The organism is Agrobacterium tumefaciens, from assembly GCA_025559845.1.
Taxonomy (GTDB): Bacteria; Pseudomonadota; Alphaproteobacteria; order Rhizobiales; family Rhizobiaceae; genus Agrobacterium.
Map to the genome: position 1 here is coordinate 250,338 of CP048469.1, position 18,444 is coordinate 268,781.

14 protein-coding genes and 1 tRNA gene are annotated in these 18,444 nt (G+C 56.4%); 8 read left to right on the plus strand and 7 right to left on the minus strand.

From position 1 onward, the window contains the following. Position 1 precedes the first annotated feature (1 nt). The 4 genes from FY156_01215 (at position 2) to FY156_01230 (ending at position 6,905) form a co-directional block, all read left to right on the plus strand. Positions 2 to 2,215, plus strand: a complete 2,214-nt coding sequence (locus tag FY156_01215) for a 3-hydroxyacyl-CoA dehydrogenase (GenBank protein ID UXS00204.1) — start codon at positions 2 to 4, stop codon at positions 2,213 to 2,215. Positions 2,216 to 2,565: 350 nt separating this feature from the next. Further along, positions 2,566 to 2,641 (plus strand) — tRNA-Phe (locus FY156_01220). A gap of 544 nt (positions 2,642 to 3,185) precedes the next feature. Continuing rightward, the gene (locus tag FY156_01225) at positions 3,186 to 4,283 is read left to right on the plus strand and encodes a porin (GenBank protein ID UXS00205.1); all 1,098 of its coding nucleotides are present in this window, start codon (positions 3,186 to 3,188) and stop codon (positions 4,281 to 4,283) included. Between the two features lie 702 nt (positions 4,284 to 4,985). Next, on the plus strand, positions 4,986 to 6,905 hold the full coding sequence (locus FY156_01230) for an EAL domain-containing protein (GenBank protein UXS02977.1): 1,920 nt from the start codon (positions 4,986 to 4,988) through the stop codon (positions 6,903 to 6,905). A 13-nt stretch (positions 6,906 to 6,918) separates the two neighbouring features. On the opposite strand, the gene FY156_01235 is transcribed toward FY156_01230, so the two are convergent. The 7 genes from FY156_01235 to FY156_01265 form a co-directional block, all read right to left on the minus strand. Then, positions 6,919 to 7,263, minus strand: coding sequence for a cation:proton antiporter (locus FY156_01235; protein UXS00206.1), 345 nt, complete (start codon positions 7,261 to 7,263; stop codon positions 6,919 to 6,921). Next, entirely contained in the window at positions 7,260 to 7,541 is a 282-nt protein-coding gene (locus FY156_01240; protein ID UXS00207.1) for a K+/H+ antiporter subunit F, read from the minus strand. Before FY156_01240 ends, FY156_01235 begins: the two co-directional genes overlap by 4 nt. Then, positions 7,538 to 8,026: a Na+/H+ antiporter subunit E gene (locus FY156_01245; protein ID UXS00208.1), complete on the minus strand. Its 489-nt coding sequence runs from the start codon at positions 8,024 to 8,026 to the stop codon at positions 7,538 to 7,540. The genes FY156_01240 and FY156_01245 overlap by 4 nt, the downstream gene beginning before the upstream one ends. Next, positions 8,023 to 9,669 carry a monovalent cation/H+ antiporter subunit D gene (locus FY156_01250; protein ID UXS00209.1) on the minus strand — a complete coding sequence of 549 codons (1,647 nt, stop codon included), beginning with the start codon at positions 9,667 to 9,669 and terminating at the stop codon, positions 8,023 to 8,025. The genes FY156_01245 and FY156_01250 overlap by 4 nt, the downstream gene beginning before the upstream one ends. Further along, a complete protein-coding gene (locus FY156_01255) occupies positions 9,666 to 10,001 on the minus strand; it encodes a Na+/H+ antiporter subunit C (protein UXS00210.1) in 336 nt (111 codons plus the stop codon). The genes FY156_01250 and FY156_01255 overlap by 4 nt, the downstream gene beginning before the upstream one ends. Beyond that, positions 10,001 to 12,919 (minus strand): monovalent cation/H+ antiporter subunit A, encoded by a 2,919-nt coding sequence (locus tag FY156_01260; GenBank protein UXS00211.1) that lies wholly within the window; start codon positions 12,917 to 12,919, stop codon positions 10,001 to 10,003. The genes FY156_01255 and FY156_01260 overlap by 1 nt, the downstream gene beginning before the upstream one ends. A gap of 105 nt (positions 12,920 to 13,024) precedes the next feature. Further along, positions 13,025 to 13,402, minus strand: a complete 378-nt coding sequence (locus FY156_01265; protein ID UXS02978.1) for a hypothetical protein — start codon at positions 13,400 to 13,402, stop codon at positions 13,025 to 13,027. A gap of 565 nt (positions 13,403 to 13,967) precedes the next feature. Here FY156_01265 and FY156_01270 point away from each other — a divergent pair. Genes FY156_01270 through FY156_01285 form a run of 4 tightly spaced genes read left to right on the plus strand, consistent with a single transcriptional unit; the run spans position 13,968 to position 18,439 of the window. Next, on the plus strand, positions 13,968 to 15,512 hold the full coding sequence (locus FY156_01270) for a globin-coupled sensor protein (GenBank protein UXS00212.1): 1,545 nt from the start codon (positions 13,968 to 13,970) through the stop codon (positions 15,510 to 15,512). Further along, positions 15,512 to 15,811 carry an STAS domain-containing protein gene (locus tag FY156_01275; GenBank protein ID UXS00213.1) on the plus strand — a complete coding sequence of 100 codons (300 nt, stop codon included), beginning with the start codon at positions 15,512 to 15,514 and terminating at the stop codon, positions 15,809 to 15,811. Before FY156_01270 ends, FY156_01275 begins: the two co-directional genes overlap by 1 nt. Beyond that, positions 15,808 to 16,173: a response regulator gene (locus tag FY156_01280; GenBank protein ID UXS00214.1), complete on the plus strand. Its 366-nt coding sequence runs from the start codon at positions 15,808 to 15,810 to the stop codon at positions 16,171 to 16,173. Before FY156_01275 ends, FY156_01280 begins: the two co-directional genes overlap by 4 nt. A 16-nt stretch (positions 16,174 to 16,189) precedes the next feature. Further along, positions 16,190 to 18,439, plus strand: coding sequence for a chemotaxis protein CheA (locus FY156_01285; protein ID UXS00215.1), 2,250 nt, complete (start codon positions 16,190 to 16,192; stop codon positions 18,437 to 18,439). Positions 18,440 to 18,444 lie beyond the last annotated feature (5 nt).

Below are 18,444 nucleotides of genomic sequence, written 5' to 3' on the forward strand. Positions count from 1 at the left end.
GATGAGCTATACCAATTTCACCGTCGAAACCGACGCAGACGGCATTGCCCTTGTTACCTGGGACATGCCGGAAAAATCCATGAACGTCTTTACGGCGCTGGTCATGGAAGAGTTGAATGCAATCGTTGACGCAACGGTCGCGGACACTGCCGTAAAGGCCGTTGTCTTCACCTCCGGTAAAAGCACCTTCTCCGGTGGCGCTGACCTTTCGATGATCAAGTCAATGTTTTCCTTCTACCATGAGGAAAAGGCCAAGAACCCGGATCAGGCAGCGCAGAAGCTTTTTGATCTCGTCGGCAAGATGAATGGACTGTTCCGCAAGATCGAGACAAACGGCAAACCCTGGGTCTCTGCTATCAACGGCACCTGCATGGGCGGCGCATTTGAACTGTCGCTGGCCTGCCATGGCCGTGTGGCCTCGAACGCCAAGAGCGTCAAGATCGCCCTACCGGAAGTCAAGGTTGGCATCTTCCCCGGTGCTGGTGGCACCCAGCGTGTTCCCCGTCTGACAGATGCACAATCCGCCCTGCAGATGATGACGACAGGCCAGTCCTTGACCGCGCAGCGAGCCAAGGCCATGAACCTCGTACATCAGGTCGTGGAACCGGATCAGTTGATCGTGGCTGCCAAGCAGTTGATCAAGGACGGTCTGAAGCCTGTTGCTCCGTGGGACGAAAAGGGTTTCAAAGCCCCCGGCGGCGGCATCTGGACACCGGCGGCCGCGCAGCTTTGGCCGGCAGCCCCAGCCATCCTGCGGCGTGAAAGCGCCGGCAATTATCCGGCAGCGCTTGCCATCCTCAAATGCGTCTATGAAGGCCTGCAATTGCCCTTCGATACGGCATTGAAGGTCGAGCAACGCTATTTCACGGAAATTCTTCGTTCCAACGAAGCCTTCGCGATGATCCGCTCGCTGTTCATCTCCATGCAGGAGCTTGGTAAAGGCGCGCGTCGTCCTGCAGGCCAGCCGAAGAGCGACTTGAAACACGTCGGTGTTGTTGGCGCGGGCTTCATGGGAGCATCGATTGCTTATGTCACAGCCGTTGCCGGTCTCGATGTCACATTGATTGACCGTGATGACGAAGCGGCTGCCAAGGGCAAGGTGACTTGCGAGGGATTGGTCAAGGACAGCATCGGCAAGGGCCGCATGACACAGGAGGAGGGTGCTGCCATCCTCGCTCGCATCACGCCGACCTCTGATTACGCTGCTCTGAAAACCGCTAACTTGGTGATCGAAGCTGTGTTCGAAGATCGCGATGTGAAAAAGGCGGTGATCGAGCAGGTGGAAGCGGTACTGCCGGAAGGGGCAATCTTTGCCTCCAATACGTCAACCCTGCCGATCACCGGTCTTGCAAAGAATTCCAGGCGTCCGCTTGATTTTATCGGTATCCACTTCTTCTCGCCCGTTGAGAAGATGATGCTGACGGAGGTTATCCTTGGCAAGGAGACTGGCGACAAGGCTCTGGCTGTCGCATTGGACTACGTTGCGAAAATCAAAAAGACACCGATCGTGGTCAACGATACGCGTGGCTTCTTCGTCAATCGCTGCGTTCTGCGTTACATGGCGGAAAGCTATGACATGCTGATCGAAGGCGTTCCTGCCGCAATGATCGAGAACGCCGCGAAGTTCGCGGGCATGCCGGTCGGTCCGCTGGCGTTGAACGACGAGGTCGCCATCGACCTCTCCTACAAGATCCTCAAGGCCACCGTTACCGATCTGGGTGAAAAGGCTGTCGATCCGCGTCATATGGAGCTGGTCAGGAAGCTGGTGGAAGACGAAGGGCGTTTTGGGCGCAAGAATGCCAAGGGCTTCTACGACTATCCGCCGAAGCCTGCGAAGAAATCTCTCTGGCCGGACCTGAAGACGCTTTACCCACAAAAGAAGCCGGAAGATGTGGACATGGACGTGCTGAAACAGCGCTTCCTGGTCACGGTTGCGCTTGAAGCGGCGAGAACGGTCGAAGAAGGCATCGTCACCGATCCGCGTGAAGCCGATGTCGGCTCGATCCTCGGTTTCGGTTTCGCACCCTATACCGGTGGCGCCTTGTCCTACATCGACGGAATGGGCGTGAAGACGTTCGTGGCTCTTGCTGAGAAGCTGGCGGGCATCTATGGCCCGCGCTTCCAGCCAACGCCGCTCCTGAAGGACATGGCGGCGAAAGACGAGACCTTCTACGGCCGGTTCGACCCCTACGCCGATGCCGCCAAGGCAGCGTAATAAGATTGCTGATAAAACACACAGGCCCTTCGGGGCCTGTTTCTTTTTCAGGATGTTGCACAAACGCGCGATGAGAGCCTTGGGAGGATATTTTATTGCAAGTGGCTGGTTTGATTTATGTTTGAGAAAGGAACGAGTGGGTTTCACCAACCGAAAGACAGCATTTTTTCAGCCGTGAGCAGGCTCTCCGGGGCGGATATTATGGTCATCCACAGGCTGAATAAAAAAACTGTCAAAAAAGTTCGAAGGGGTGCTTGCCATGTTCGAACAAGATGTTATAACCCCGCTCACTTTCGGGGCAGCGAGCTGCTTCAAGTCGCGAAAGCGAAGGTTCTTCAAGAGCCTAAAGTGCCCGGATAGCTCAGTTGGTAGAGCAGCGGATTGAAAATCCGCGTGTCGGTGGTTCAAATCCGCCTCCGGGCACCATTTATAATTTCTTGTCTCAGATTTCTTTTGGTGCGGAAAAGTCAATCGACTGTTCCGCCTGTATTCTTCGATATGCTTTCGGGTCGTTCGATAGGCTTCCGTCTTCTGACGAGAGGTTGTCAATTTCAGTCGTTTGCAATGCGTATGATACACTAAGTCGGCACATCAGTTCTTCCATGAGCAGCTTTAGGCCGGAGAGGATCTCAAAACAAAATGGCTGCAAGAGGCGGAAGTGATAACTGAAAATGAAGTAGAAAATTGGCACAGTACGGTAGGGCGCCATTATGTTGTGCACTACTTAACGTCTTGAAATCCTAACGCCTTCTTAATATTAGCGATCACTGAATAGCCTTCGGGCGCAAATGTGTTACAAATTCGTCACACGGCCAAAGCGTCGTATCACGGATATATAAGTACATTAGCAAATACGATTGCAGTTTTGTCTGACTTTCTGTCTCCTGTCGAGGAGCGCAGGCCTTGGCGGCGGTAACCTGACGTCCAAGATCTGCGTGGGTGGAAAATAAAACTTTGACTGGAGGTCAACATGAACATCAAGAGCCTTCTGATCGGCTCCGCTGCAGCACTTGCAGCAGTATCCGGCGCACAGGCTGCGGACGCTATCGTCGCTGCTGAGCCTGAGCCCATGGAATACGTTCGCGTTTGTGACGCTTTCGGGACCGGCTTCTTCTATATTCCCGGCACCGAAACCTGCTTGAAGTTCGGCGGTTACGTTCGTTTTCAGACGGACTTCGGTCGTAATGAATCTGGCACGTCCGACTGGAACACGTTCACGCGTGCCCAGTTCGAAATCGATACCCGCACCGACACCGAACTCGGCGCTCTGCGTGGCTTCATCGGGTTCCGAGGCAATGCCGACAATGGTTCGTCCAGTGACAGCTCGGTATTTGTTGACCAGGCTTTCATCGAACTCGGCGGTCTGAAGGTCGGTAAGTTCTACAGCTGGTGGGACGATGGTCTTTCCGGCGAGGCGGACGTTCTCTCCACCAACGCTCTGTTTAACTCCATTCGTTACACATACGATGCGGGTTCATTCTGGGCTGGTATTTCCGTTGATGAACTCGAGGGGACTTGGGATCAGTTTGCAACGATCACTGGGCCGGCCGATCCCGTCACCGGTGTCTTCCCTGTATCCTATGAAAACGACAATAACGTTGGTATCGCCCTCGGAGTAGGCGCAAAGCTCGGTGCGGCCTCGCTGCAGCTGATCGGCGGCTATGACACGGATCAAGAAGAAGGTGCCATTCGTCTGATCGCAACGGCTGATCTGGGCCCGGGTACACTTGGCTTGGCTGGTGTTTGGGCTTCCGGCGCAAATGCTTACTACGCAGAATCCGAATGGGCTGTTGCTGCTGAATACGCTATCAGGGCAACCGACAAACTAACCATCACCCCTGGTGCTCAGTATTTCGGTAACGTCGCTGACACGATTTCGGTGACGGGCATTGGCACGTCTTTCATCACCAACGACTGGTCGAACCGAGACGCTTGGCAAGCCGGCGTGACTGTTGACTACAAGTTTACTGAGGGTTTGTCTGCCAAGGTCGCTGTGAATTACTTCGATGAAGACGATCTTGATACCGAAGAATGGAACGGTTTCGTTCGCCTTCAGCGTTCGTTCTAATATAATTTAGCATCTGTGAGCGAATGAGGCCCCGGCAGCACTGTCGGGGCCTATTTATTAGAAAATAATAATAAAGACATGTTCATCGATTGCTTGTATTGTTTGCTTGATGTTCTGGCGGAGATCCACAGCCGGAAGGCTTTCGCTAGTTGATCCCAGTCAATCCCCTCGGCCTGTCCCTGGGTCGAGGGGGGCGGACGAGAGAACGATATCTCCCAAACTCTCCAAATCCTGTGCCGTCATACTGGCGACGGCAATTCTCTGTTTATTTAGGTCTTGCTGATATAAGCGACGCATGTTTCAATTCAGTTGCCTCTGTGGGAGGGGCAATGCTCGGACCTGTTCGCTGCCTCCAGCTGCGAGCAGGTCTCCGGTCTCGAGTCGGTTCACAATCAGCGTATAACTGGTTCCGACGGACATTATTATTTACGCGTTAAGCGTATCTTCCTTATTTCGTGGTGGGATGAGCCCTTAGGTTGTAATTTCAACCGGTGCGGATAAGAAGCAAGAAAATTTGTCTGTACTTTATTGATTCTTATTCCGCTTCAGAACTGAAACATGTCTGAACTGTCCAGATGGTGTCTGCCTGGCAATCGGACAGGGTTTGGCCAGCAATCACTCATTCAAAACCGCGAGGTGTTCGTGTCGCACGTCGAATCGCATAATCTGGAAGACGCAATCCGTCTTGATCAGTTGTATGCCGTGCGTAAAACGGTTTCGATTTCGATACCGGTCAACATCGTTCTCGGGATCGCTGCCGTTGTCATTGCAATCAACTCCGGCCGGACGACAACCGGTTTGGGCTGGTTTTTTGTCTCCTCTCTCGTCAATGTGTTCCGCTTCGGGTTTTGTCGTTATCCGATCAACACCGATAACGCTGGTCGTGTGCGCCTGCCGCAACTGAGCGTCAATCAACACCTGGTAATGCATGCTGTTTTCGCGCTGGCGTCGGGCATCGTTTGGGCCTCCATCCCCATTCTGTCTGACGGATACACCACCCCGGAAAGCCTGTTTTATTTGATCCTCGGCTGCGGTATCACGGCTGGTGCGGTGACCTACGGTTATTCCTTCGCCCCTATCGCGATATCCTTCATCACCCCTCCGATCCTGTCGGCTGTTGGCTGCTTTATCTGGGCGGGCGGGCTGGAGAGGAACTTGCTTGCCGCGACGATGGTGCTCTATCTCGCCGCGCTGGTTCGCGGCGCGATCGTCGGCCAGCGGCTTGTCAGAAGTGACAGTCGTCTGAAGCACGAGGCGACGCTTCTGTCTCGTTCGCTGGAGGTCGCCAATGCCAATGCGATCAGTTTTGCCAGCCTCATGCAGCAGAGGGCTGTCCACGACCAGCTGACCGGTCTTCTGAACCGCAGAGGGTTTTCGGAGGCGCTTGAGCTTTTCGTTCCGACCAGGGAGCGTGGGTGCTTGATGCTGCTCGATCTGGACGGCTTCAAATCGGTCAACGACGCCTTCGGACACAAGGCGGGAGACCGTGTTCTGATCGAAGTCGCAAGACGATTACGCGCCACGGTCCCGGATGACATTCTTGTCGCCAGATTGGGCGGAGATGAATTTGCGGTCCTCTACGATGACAGGAGCGTTGAAGAAGAGCCGGAAATTCTGGCGACACGATTGATCGCCGCCATCTCCATTCCCTTTTCGCAGCTCGATGCTGGCCGCGTCGGTGTCAGTATCGGCATTTATCAGGGTCGGACGCAGGATATCGACGAGATGCTGATCTATGCCGATACAGCGCTCTATTCGGCGAAGAAGGAGGGGCGAAACCGCTTCCGCATGTTTGATGAGGAACTGCGCCGACAGGCATTGATAAGGCGGGACATCGAGCGGGATCTGGCCACTGCGCTTGCGAAAGAAGAACCGGAAATCTGGTTCCAGCCGATCATGCGGGACGGCGGCAGGAAGCTAGATACGCTGGAAGCACTTCTGCGGTGGAACCATCCTGAACATGGTTGGATTGACCCTATGGAGATCGTCGGCACTGCTGCGACATCAGGACTTTCCGAGACTCTGACCCGGTTCGTCCTGCGTGAAGTTATCAACATGATCCGTGTCCTCAAGGCACTGGGCATGACGGATGTCAGGGTGGCGATGAATGTGTCGCCGCGCGAAATGGCACAGATTGCCATCGATGAACTGGTCCTGAGGAAGCTTAAGGAAAAGGGTGCGCCTGCATCCATGCTTGAGCTTGAGATGACCGAGGAGGTTGCTGTCAATCCGCGTGCGGTTCAGGAGAAACTTGCCCGACTGAAAGCCGCCGGTGTCAGCCTCGCCATCGACGATTTCGGATCGGGTTATTCGTCACTCGGTTTGCTGCAGCAGTTTCATGTTCACCGCGTCAAAATCGACAAGTCCTTTATTGCTGGTGTCGCGGGCTCGGAAAAGGACCGCTCGCTGGTAGGCGCGGTTCTGGGTGTATCGAGAGCCTTTGGCTTTGATGTCGTCGCTGAAGGGGTAGAGCGCGAAGAGGACGTGGAAGCGCTTCGCGAGCTTGGCTGCTCGTTATTGCAGGGGTATTATTTCGCCAAACCCATGTCGTTCGAACAGGCTGTAAACTGGGCGAAGCGTCACCACGTCGGTAAACGGAATGGCGCTGCGCCGGAAACCTGAGCGCCTGATGATATCAGAGATGCTCGCGGTTTTCGGTGTTTTGCTCGGAGCGATCACGATAGAGCGCGGAACGGCCGAGAAGCATCAGGGAAACCGGCGTTGTCACGGTCATGAAAATCCCGATGAAAATTTCATGGAAAACCAGGCGGTCGCCGGAGATCGAAAAATAGATCATCGAGGCCATGACGATGCCGCCCGTGCCCCAGCTCGTGCCAAGCGTCGGCGCGTGCAGCCTTTCGTAAAAGCTGTTCAGCCTGGCCAGGCCGATCGTCCCGATCAATGTCAGAGATGCGCCAAGCAGAACGAAGAACGCCACCAGAAGGGCGCCCCAGAGCGGAAATTCAGCAGCGTTGCTCATTCAATCACCTCGCCACGCATCAGGAACTTTGAGAGCGCAACAGTCGAGACGAAGCCGAGGATCGCGATCAGCAGCGACGCTTCGAAATAGATGTCGTTGCCGGTGCGAAGGCCGAAGGTCAGCAAGAGCAACATCGCGTTCACATAAAGCGTGTCGACTCCGAGTACGCGATCTTGCGCGCGTGGCCCGATGGCGATCCGGTAGACCGAGATCGCCATGGCGATGGCAAGCATCAACTGTGCGAGTGAAAAGGACCAGAAAAGGATAATCGAACTCATTCGAATATCTCCATCAGTAGTTTTTCATAGCGGGTCTTGATGAGGTTGATCCAGGCGGTTTCGTCAACGTCATCCAGAACGTGAATGAGAAGTGTTCCCTGGCTGGAATTGAATTCGAGCCATGCGCTTCCCGGCGTGGAGGTCAGGATTGTAGCCAGTACCGCCAGACCCATCGGATCACGAATTTCGAGTGGCACTGTCAGGAAGCCTGATTTTCGATTCTTTTCCCGTTTGAAAAGAATGATCGTCATCACCGAGATATTCGACCTGATGATGTCGTAGAGCACGATCACGATCAACTTGACGAGAAGATGCCAGTTGCGAATGCGGGGTTTTGCCGGCCGCAATGATGCCATCGACCGCGAGGCAATGAGGGCAACCCCCGTGCCGAGCAGCAGATGACCGGGCGAAAAGCTGTTGATTGTCATCCAGAAGATCACCAGCGAAGCGGTCAGCAGTGGGTAGGGCAGGATACGACTTATCATGGCTGCGCCTCCGGATCGCTACCGGCACGTGGGGCAGAGATCACACCCTGGATGTAACTGCCGGGCAGATCGAGAATGCGTGCGGTCTCCTGCATGTAGCGCATGATCGAGCCCGCCTGCACAGTCATGGCAAGCGTGAGGAAGAGCAGGATCATCACCGGCGCGATTTCGATCACAAGAACGCGCGGCACAGTGCCCTCGATCGAGGCCCAGAAGGTACGGATGCCTGCACGCGTCATGGAAATCAGAGATGCGAAGCCGGAGAAGACGATAAGGAAGACGAGCCACCACGACAGTGTCGAAATGCTGTCATTGGCGCCCAACCCGGATGGGTTGAGAATGGCTGAGAGCATCGAAAACTTGGCGATGAAACCGGAAAGCGGCGGCAGGCCGGCCAGCAGGATGCCACATGCGGCAAAACATGTGCCGAGTACTGCCATGGTGCCGGGCATGGTCGTGCCGACTTCCTCTTCTTCTTCCTCTTCGTCGAGATCGCCATAGGCTTCCATCGTAACGGCAAGAACGTTGGCGCCTGCGTCCTGTCCGCGCTCGACCAGTTCGATCAGCATGAAGAAGGCGCTGATCGTCAGCGTCGAACTGACCAGATAATAGAGCGCACCCGCGGCCACCATCGGATTTCCGGTGCCCATGGCAGCAAGCAGTGTACCGGAAGACACAAGAACCGAGAAACCCGCCAGTCGACCAAGTGCCTGCGAGGCGAGCACGCCGATCGTGCCGAAGATGATGGTCGCAATACCACCGACGAGGAGGGCGTCATGGCCGAACCCGGCGGATTCTCCAGCCGTCTGGCCGAAGAGAAGGAAAGACAGCCGAGCAATGACGTAGATGCCGACCTTGCTCATGATCGCAAACAGTCCGCCCACGGGCGCGGATGCCGCGCCATAGGCGGATGGAAGCCAGAAATTGAGTGGCCACATGCCGGCTTTCACGAGAAACGCGACACCCAGGATCGCCGCACCCGTTTCAAGCAACATTCTCTGGTCGGTATTGAGCCCTTCGATACGATGGGCAAGGTCGCCCATGTTCAGAGTTCCTGTTACACCGTAGATCAGGCTCACGCCGATCAGGAAGAACAGCGCTGCAACAAGATTGATCGCGATGTAGTGCAGGCCGGCCTTCACGCGCTGCTGTCCGGAACCGTGCAGCAGAAGTCCGTAAGATGCCGCCAGCATCACTTCGAAGAAGACGAAGAGGTTGAAAAGGTCGCCGGTCAGGAAAGCTCCGTTGACGCCCATCAACATCATATGAAACAGCGAATGGAAGTGCGCACCCGACTTGTGCCATTTCGCCAGCGCATAAATCAGCGATGGAATGGCCAGCAGCGATGTCAGCAGCACCATGAGACCGGATAGCCGGTCGGCAACGAGCACGATGCCGAAGGGGGCTGGCCAGTTGCCGAGAAGATAGACACCGGTCGAGATGACAGCCGCAATTTCGGTATTCACCGTTGAGTTCACATCGATGAACAGCAGCACCGCGACAATCAACAGGATGAAGGTCGAAGCCAGGCTGATGCCCGCCTTTATCGCACGCTGGCGCTCATCGAAGAACAGCAGAAGCGCTGCGGTAATCAATGGCACCAGAATGGGAGCGATGACGATGTGGAAGGGGAATGAGCTCACTTGCTTTCCCTCCCGTCAACATGGTCCGTTCCGGTCAAACCACGCGCGGCAAGCAGCACGACCAGGAACAGCGCGGTCGTTGCAAAACCGATGACGATCGCCGTCAGGACAAGTGCTTGCGGCACAGGGTCTGCTAGGGTCGAGATGTCGGCACCGGTATTGAGCACTGGAGGGGCATTGGTCTTGATGCCGCCAACGCCAAAGATGAAAAGGTTGACTGCATAAGACAGCAGAGAGAGACCAACGATGACCTGATAGGTTCTTGGGCGAAGCACCAGCCACACGCCTGAGCCGGTCATGATGCCGATGCCGATTGCAAGAATAAGCTCCATTACGCGTCCTCCGCTCGTGTCGCTTCAGGCGTGCGAACGCGGTAGTTGCGCAACGATTGGTGGGCGATTGCTATGAGAATAAGAACAGTCGATCCGACGACGAGAGAAAATACGCCGAGATCGAACAACAAGGCCGAGGCTGTCGGCATTTTGCCGATATAGGGTATTTCCGTATACTGGAAATAGGACGTCAGGAACGGATAACCGAAGTACCACGATCCAATCCCCGTCGCCGCTGCCATCAAGAGTCCAAAGCCCATCCAGCGTAGCGGAAGAATGCGGATACGGTCTTCTGCCCAGCGTGCACCGCCCGCCAGATATTGCAGCAGGAAGGCGATCGCCATGGTGATGCCGGCGGCAAATCCCCCACCTGGCTGATCGTGGCCACGCATGAACAGGAAGATCGAGAAGGTGATGATGACGGGGAACATCCACTGCATGACGATCGACGGCACGTAGAGATAGTCACGGACCGTATCGCCCTTGCTGCGCTCTGGACGTTCCGAATCGAAGGCGTTCTGCAACTGCTGCTGTTCGGGCAAGCCGATGCTTTCATGCGCCGGACGGAAACGTCTCAGAAGCGCGAAGACCGTCAACGCAACGATGGCCAGAACGGCGATTTCACCGAATGTATCGAAGCCGCGGAAATCGACCAGAATGACATTGACGACATTGGTACCGCCACCTTCCGAATAGGCACGCTCCAGGAAATAGGTCGCGATGGCGTTGGGCACCGGAAGCGTCATCACCGCATAAGCGATGACAGACATGCCGATACCGCTTGCTGCAGCCACCAGAAAGTCTCGGGCGCGGCGAAGCTGAGCGGGAAGCTCATTGTTGTTGTCGACCTTTTCCATACGCTTCGGCAGCCAACGCAGGCCGAGCAGAATGAGAACGGTCGTGACGATCTCGACAAGCAACTGCGTAATGGCGAGATCCGGTGCGGAGAGCCACACAAAGGTCAGGCACGTGACGAGGCCGGAGACACCGAGCATGACGAGGGCAGCAAGGCGGTGATATTTCGCCTGCCAGGCTGCTCCGAGCGCGGCGATCATGCCGATAAGCCACAGGATCGCGAAGATCGGATCGAAGGAGGTGACGCGCGGTAGCGTCAGCGAGAATTCCGAGAGGAAGAGGGGTGAGAAACCAGCCAGCAATGCCACCAGGATAAGCAGCCTGAGCTGCGGCTGAAGGCGGCGTGTGCCAAGCGTATTCTCAAGCCACCGCGCCCACTTCCAGGACACGGTGACGAGGATGCGCTCGAAAATGCGCTGTCCCCGCAAGTGCCTGAAGATCGGCGGGCCATCCTCGCATCTGGAGAAATAGCCACCGAGGGCTGCATAGATCGCCACACCGCCGGCCAAGGCCACGATGCTCATGATGAGAGGCAGGTTGAACCCGTGCCAGATGGAAAGGCTATAGGTTGGTGTCTGCGGTCCAAGAACCGATAGCACCGCCGAATGCAGGAAAGGCCCGATCGACAAACTCGGAACAATGCCGACCACGAGGCAGGCAAAGACGAGAAATTCGATGGGAAAACGCATCCAGCGCGGCGGCTCGTGGGGATGCGGATTGGGCAGGTCGACAGGCTTCGGACCGAAGAAGACGGTATGGATGAAGCGCAGCGAGTAGGCGACCGCAAAAGCACCCGAAAGCGTCGCAACATAGGGCAATGCCCGATCCAGCAACGAATCCGCATGGGTTTCGACCGCTTCGGCAAAGAACATTTCTTTTGACAGGAAGCCGTTGAACAGCGGTACCCCGGCCATTGCGGCACTCGCGGCCATGGCGAGCGTGGCGGTAGCAGGCATGTAGGTGTAAAGCCCGCTCAACCGGCGCATATCGCGTGTCCCGGTTTCGTGGTCGATGATGCCTGCCGCCATGAACAGCGATGCCTTGAAGGTCGCGTGGTTCACCATATGGAAGATCGCTGCGACAGCCGCCAGCGGGCTACCGAGGCTGAGCAGGGTGGTAATCAGGCCAAGATGACTGATGGTCGAATAGGCGAGCAGACCTTTGAGATCCTGCTGGAACATCGCGAAATAGGCGCCAAGCAGAAGGGTGATGATGCCGGCAGCCCCCACCAGCCAGAACCATTCCTGTGTGCCGGCGAGAACCGGCCAGAACCGCACCAGCAGGAACACACCAGCCTTCACCATCGTCGCGGAATGGAGATAGGCTGAAACAGGTGTCGGCGCTGCCATCGCATTGGGCAGCCAGAAGTGGAACGGAAACTGCGCGCTCTTTGTCAGTGCACCGCCCAGAATGAGGATAAGCGCCGGGAGGTAGAGCGAATGCGCCCGAATATCAGGGCCGGCGGCAATGATCTGGTCAAGATCGTAACTTCCGGCCATATGGCCAAGGATCAACAGGCCGGCGAGCAGGCTGAAGCCGCCAATGCCCGTCACTGTCAAAGCCATGCGCGCACCGTCGCGCGCTGCGGCGTTCTGGTGCCAATAACCGATCAGCAGAAACGAGAAAACACTCGTCATCTCCCAGAAGATCGACAGCAGAATGACATTGCCGGAGACCACCACGCCCAGCATCGATCCCATGAAGGCAAGCAGGAAGGCAAAAAAGCGTGGAATGGGGTCTTCTGCCGACATGTAATAGCGGGCGTAAAGAACGACGAGCAGCCCGATGCCGGTAATAAGGATTGCAAAGATCCAGGCAAATCCATCCATTCGCAGGGTGAAGTTCAACCCGAGTTGTGGCAACCATTCCACATGATACCGTAATACGCCGCCGTCGCTGACCTGGCTATACAGATAGAGGCTGCTGACGAGCCCAAAGAGTGAGACAGCGCCTGCGACAGAGGCAGGAATGGCGGCCGCGCCGTCGCGCGGCATGAATGCCGTTACGATGGCGCCGATGAACGGCAAAGCGACGAGAAACGGTAAAATAGTTGCGACGGTCATATGCGGTGGCGGTTTTCTTTCAGGGTTTGAAGCGGGCGGTGATTTTCCGACGACTCCAATCCGCAGGGCTCCAACAGGAACCGGTGGTGAGGACCGTCAGATGAACTACCAGATAGTGCGTGGTGGCGCTCTTGGCGCGGCACCGGAGAAATCTCGAGAGACGTGTAGCGTGACTGCAACAGCGACGATGGCAGGTCCTACCTCGTCAAACGAAAAATCGTTTGCGAAATGTGGCTCTACGCTGATCGGGCTGTTTACAGGGCTGGTCTTGCAATCATTGCCCAGGCCGTCTGTGCAGTCCTGGCGGTAGGGAGACAAAGGGTTCCGCGACAGGTCGGCTGTCTGTAACCGCTCAAGCCGGTTTGTCTTGGAAACGGCCTTGATGCTCGACGGCGTCTGAAAGCCGACCATGATAAGCAGGCTCGCAACGACAATGCCGATCAGAACTTGCGGATGGCGCGCGGAACAGCGGCATTTTTCCATCCATTGCAAGTTCGCACCTCCCTTTTTGCATAACTCTCGTTAAATCATCACCGCGCAGCGAATATCTCGTTGATTTGTTTTAGGGGAAGGCCATCGCGCTTGTCCAGCGCATCGGGTGGAAAAACCGTGCCGATGCGGCATTTCGCGCATCGAAAGTCTATTTCGGGTGTCGAAGCGAACGCATCAGTTAAAAGATTTCGCAAATTTTACCGTTTGACGCCGTGCCTGAGTTTTCTTAACTTTCAAGCAAGGAATTAACCATAAAGATTGATGGTATTTCCACGGCGGAATGGGATTCTCATCTCCTTCCAGGCATGACGCCGCACTGCCGTACCGGGACCGATCCGGTATGCTTCGTTTCTTGGTTCAAGAAGGTCTGGCAAGCGTCGATGCCGCATCGCAAGCGATGTGCATGTTCGTTCAATAATCCCCTCTGGGTGCTGGCGTTCTGAACCGGGCCATTGACCGGTGGACGCCGGTTGTCATGTTTTTGGGGATGTCGGTGGGGCAGGATTTGCCATCGGATCAAACGCGTAGAGCCCCAGGCGGAAGCCTGGCGGGGCGATTGCGTTTTGCCGGCCTCGAACAGCCGCAGACGGATTTCCTGCGCAACTACCGCAGCATGCTGGAGCCTTATCTGAAGGCCGGTCTTCGCGATGTGATGAACCGTTTCCAGTCCATGCCAGACTGTTCGCCATCATTCGAAAGCGAAAGCCAGCTCGACCGCCTGCACGATTTGCAGACGTCGCACTGGAGCGTCCTGACAGACGCGCGGTTCGATGCGCTTTATGCTGAACGTGTAAAAGTTCTGTCAGACAATGCCAGCCGTATGGGACTGGACCCGCGCTGGCAGATCGCAAGCCATGCGGTTGTTCTGGAACATATGCTTGGCGGCCTGGTCACCGAGCACGCACCGCGGTCGATTTGGCCTGGCGCCAAGAAAAAGAGCCGTGAACTTGCCGACGCCGTCAAGAACGTCGTTCGCCTTGTCATGGTCGATACCGAAATTGCCGTATCCCTACGCTTCAACGAATTACGTGTTCGCCACGGCCGCGAACTGGCGGAACAGCGTCAGAATGACAGGTCGGAAGCAGCAACGCTGCTGGGCAAGGCTTTGACCGCTTTTGCCGCTGGTGATCTGAAGGCACGTATCGGCCATGATGTCCCTGAAGCATACCGGGATATCGCCATTACGTTCGACACCGCGTTGGACAGGATCGGCACATGCCTGGTTCAACTGACGCACAGGATCAGCCAGGCTGGAGGTTTGAGCGCCGCTTTTGCCGATAAAGGCAATTCGATCTCGCAACAGGCGCACCAGCAGGTAGAGGCGTTTTCGGGTACCACGCGTACGCTCGATGGCATGATCGACGATGTCGTGGAAAATGCGGCCCTGATATCCAAGGTCGAGACGGCTGTTTGTCGCGCCCGCGATGCGGCAATGGAAAGCGGCAAGGCGGTCGGTGAAGCGATTAACGCCATGTCGGATATCGAGCAGTCTGCCGAACAGATCGGAAAGATCATCGGCACGATCGATGAGATTGCCTTTCAGACCAACCTGCTCGCGCTGAACGCGGGAATTGAAGCTGCACGTGCGGGTGAAAGCGGACGTGGCTTTGCGGTCGTGGCGCAGGAGGTCCGTGCACTCGCGCAGCGTTCGGCTGATGCCGCACGTGAGATCAAGAGTCTTGTCGGCACGACGAAGGCTCAGGTCGAAGGCGGTGTACGGCTGGTTGATCGCACCCAACATGCAATCGGGGACGTCGTAAAGCAGGTCTCGGGCATTAACGAAGCCGTTGTAGAGGTCTCTCGCCGCACCTCGGCGCATGCTGCCGGCCTGCGTTCTGTTGCCACAGACCTTGGGGATATGGAGCGGCAAGCCGGACGGATTGCCGGAGAGATCGCAGACGTCTCCACAGAGGCCGCCAGCCTTCACACAGTTATCCTCGAACTTGGCCGCACGGTCCGAGAGTTTCGTGTTGCGCGCCGGGATGAGGAAAGCGCGCGCATGGAAACGGAACATCAGGGTTTTTCCTATACGACCCATGAAAGCGAGCAGACGCCTCGCGGAAATGACTATCAACAATTCAGACGCCAAGGAGTGATGTGATGGCAGCCAGAAAAGCAGCCGAGGCGACGCTGAAACTGTCACCGGTTCTGGATCTCAACGAAGCGTCGGCGCTGCATGCCAAGCTGATGACGATGAGAGGAGCACCGTTGTCGGTGGATGCGTCCGAGGTGGAACGTGTCGGCGCTCTGTGTGCTCAGGTTCTGATGGCCGGTGCAAAGTCTTGGGAAGAGGACGGCAAGGCATTCGGTTTTGCGAAAGTATCCGATGCATTCGACAAGACCATGAAATTGATAGGCGTCAACATCGATCATTTGCTCCCCAAGGAGATGCAACAGTGAAGAAAAAAGTCCTTACAGTCGACGATTCCCGAACCATCCGGAACATGCTCCTGGTGACGTTGAACAATGCCGGTTTCGAAACGATCCAGGCGGAAGACGGCGTCGAAGGTCTTGAAGTGCTCGAACAGAGCAACCCGGACGTGATTGTCACCGACATCAACATGCCGCGTCTCGATGGCTTCGGTTTCATCGAAGGCGTGCGTCGTAACGAAAAGTATCGCGCGATACCCATCCTCGTTCTGACGACCGAAAGCGATGCTGAGAAGAAGAACCGTGCCCGTCAGGCAGGTGCTACCGGCTGGATCGTCAAGCCGTTCGATCCTGCCAAACTGATCGATGCCATTGAACGCGTAACCGCCTGATACGGGACATTTCACGATGGATATGAACGAAATCAAGGAAATCTTTTTCCAGGAATGCGAGGAGCAGCTCGCTGAATTGGAATCGGGGCTTCTTAAATTGAACGATGGTGACCGGGACCCGGAAACCGTCAATGCCGTTTTCCGAGCCGTTCATTCCATCAAGGGCGGAGCAGGCGCTTTTGGCCTAGACGATCTCGTCGCCTTCGCGCACGTCTTTGAAACGACGCTTGATTGCGTTCGCTCCAACAAGCTGGAGCCCACGCAGGATGTTCTCAAGGTCATGCTCAAGTCGGCAGACGTGCTCGCAGACCTCACCAACGCTGCCAGAGATGGCGGCAGTGTTGATGAAAGCCGCACACGCGGACTGGTGAAAGAGCTGGAAGCGCTGGCGAACGGAGAAGCGGTTCACGCTTCCGCACCGGCTCCGGTTGCTGCAAAAGCGCCTGTGTTTGCCGCGCCTGTACCGACGGATGACAGCGGCTTTCAGCCGATCCCGTTCTCATTTACCGAGTTTTCCGACGACGAGCCGATGATGGAGACACCGGCTTTCCAGGTCAGCTTCAAGCCGCGCTCATCGCTGTATTCCAAGGGTAACGAGGCAGCGTTGCTGCTGCGTGATCTGTCGCGTATCGGCGAGATGAGCATCAATTGCGATCAGTCGGATCTGCCGTCTCTCGACAAGCTCGACCCTGAAGCTGCCTATTTCTCCTGGACCGTTTCGATCAAGACCGACAAGGGCGAAGAAGGCATTCGCAGCGTCTTCGAGTTTGCCGAGTGGGATTGCGATCTGGAAATCACACCGATTGCTTCGCAGACTGTGGAAGACGAAGAACTTCCAATGATTCCCGTTCCGTTCGACCTCTCCATTCTTGGTGGAGATGACGAACCTGCCGTGCAGCCTGTTTTCGAAGAGGCGTCTGACGCCGTTGTTGCTGTCGAAACGGCCGTTGCCGCAACGCAGGTCACGAAAAGCGTCAATGCTGCAATCGAAAAGCGCGAAGCCGCAGCTCCCGCTGCCGCAGCCGCCCAGGCCAACAATGCCGCAGCCAATGCGAGCGCCGGCCAGACGATCCGCGTCGATCTCGACCGCGTCGATCGCCTGATCAACCTCGTGGGCGAGCTGGTCATCAATCAGGCCATGCTTTCGCAGAGCGTCATCGAAAACGATGCCAGCGGAACCTCTGCCGTCAACATGGGGCTGGAAGAGCTCCAGCAGTTGACGCGTGAGATTCAGGACAGCGTTATGGCGATCCGCGCTCAGCCGGTGAAGCCGGTATTCCAGCGCATGTCGCGTATCGTTCGCGAAGTGGCTGACATGATCGGTAAGCAGATCCGTCTGGTCACGGAGGGTGAAAACACCGAAGTCGACAAGACGGTGATCGACAAGCTGGCAGAACCGCTGACGCACATGATCCGCAACGCCGTCGACCACGGCGTCGAGACGCCGGAAAAACGCGAAGCTGCGGGCAAGAACCCGGAAGGCACGATCAAGCTTTCGGCCAAACACCGCTCGGGCCGCATTCTTATCGAACTCCAGGACGATGGCGCCGGTATCAACCGCGAACGCGTACGGCAGAAAGCCATCGACAATGATCTGATTGCGGCAGATGCCAATCTGACCGACGAAGAAATCGATAACCTGATTTTTGCTCCGGGCTTCTCCACAGCCGACAAGATTTCCGACATTTCCGGCCGCGGCGTCGGCATGGACGTGGTCAAGCGCTCCATTCAGGCGCTTGGCGGTCGTATCAGCATCTCGTCCCGTCCCGGTCAGGGATCGACCTTTACGATGAGCCTGCCACTGACACTCGCCGTCCTTGACGGCATGGTGGTGACGGTCGCCGGCCAGACACTTGTGGTCCCGTTGACGGCAATCGTCGAGACCTTGCAGCCGGAGGCGAAGAATATTCACTCCTTTGGCTCCAACCAGCGGCTGATCTCGATCCGCAACTCCTTCTGCCCGCTGGTGGATGTCGGGCGTATTCTGAATTTCCGCCCGGTTCAGGCGAACCCGGTAGAAGGCGTAGCGCTTCTGGTGGAATCCGAAGGCGGCGGTCAGCGCGCCCTGATGGTCGATGCGATCCAGGGGCAGCGTCAGGTTGTCATCAAGTCGCTGGAAGCAAACTACACCCACGTTCCGGGTATTGCGGCTGCCACCATTCTTGGAGATGGCCGCGTAGCACTCATTCTGGATGTCGACGCGATTGTCAGCGCTTCGCGCGGGCAGCCGCTCAAGCAGGAAATGTCGCTCGCAGCGACGGGTTGAAAGCG

What these genes read in the sequence shown, in the direction of transcription:
- FY156_01215 (UXS00204.1), top strand. Translation starts at nt 2, where the DNA reads ATGAGCTATACCAATTTCACCGTCGAAACCGACGCAGACGGCATTGCC.
- FY156_01225 (UXS00205.1), top strand. Translation starts at nt 3,186, where the DNA reads ATGAACATCAAGAGCCTTCTGATCGGCTCCGCTGCAGCACTTGCAGCA.
- FY156_01235 (UXS00206.1), bottom strand. Translation starts at nt 7,263, where the DNA reads ATGAGCAACGCTGCTGAATTTCCGCTCTGGGGCGCCCTTCTGGTGGCG.
- FY156_01240 (UXS00207.1), bottom strand. Translation starts at nt 7,541, where the DNA reads ATGAGTTCGATTATCCTTTTCTGGTCCTTTTCACTCGCACAGTTGATG.
- FY156_01245 (UXS00208.1), bottom strand. Translation starts at nt 8,026, where the DNA reads ATGATAAGTCGTATCCTGCCCTACCCACTGCTGACCGCTTCGCTGGTG.
- FY156_01255 (UXS00210.1), bottom strand. Translation starts at nt 10,001, where the DNA reads ATGGAGCTTATTCTTGCAATCGGCATCGGCATCATGACCGGCTCAGGC.
- FY156_01260 (UXS00211.1), bottom strand. Translation starts at nt 12,919, where the DNA reads ATGACCGTCGCAACTATTTTACCGTTTCTCGTCGCTTTGCCGTTCATC.
- FY156_01265 (UXS02978.1), bottom strand. Translation starts at nt 13,402, where the DNA reads ATGGAAAAATGCCGCTGTTCCGCGCGCCATCCGCAAGTTCTGATCGGC.
- FY156_01275 (UXS00213.1), top strand. Translation starts at nt 15,512, where the DNA reads ATGGCAGCCAGAAAAGCAGCCGAGGCGACGCTGAAACTGTCACCGGTT.
- FY156_01285 (UXS00215.1), top strand. Translation starts at nt 16,190, where the DNA reads ATGGATATGAACGAAATCAAGGAAATCTTTTTCCAGGAATGCGAGGAG.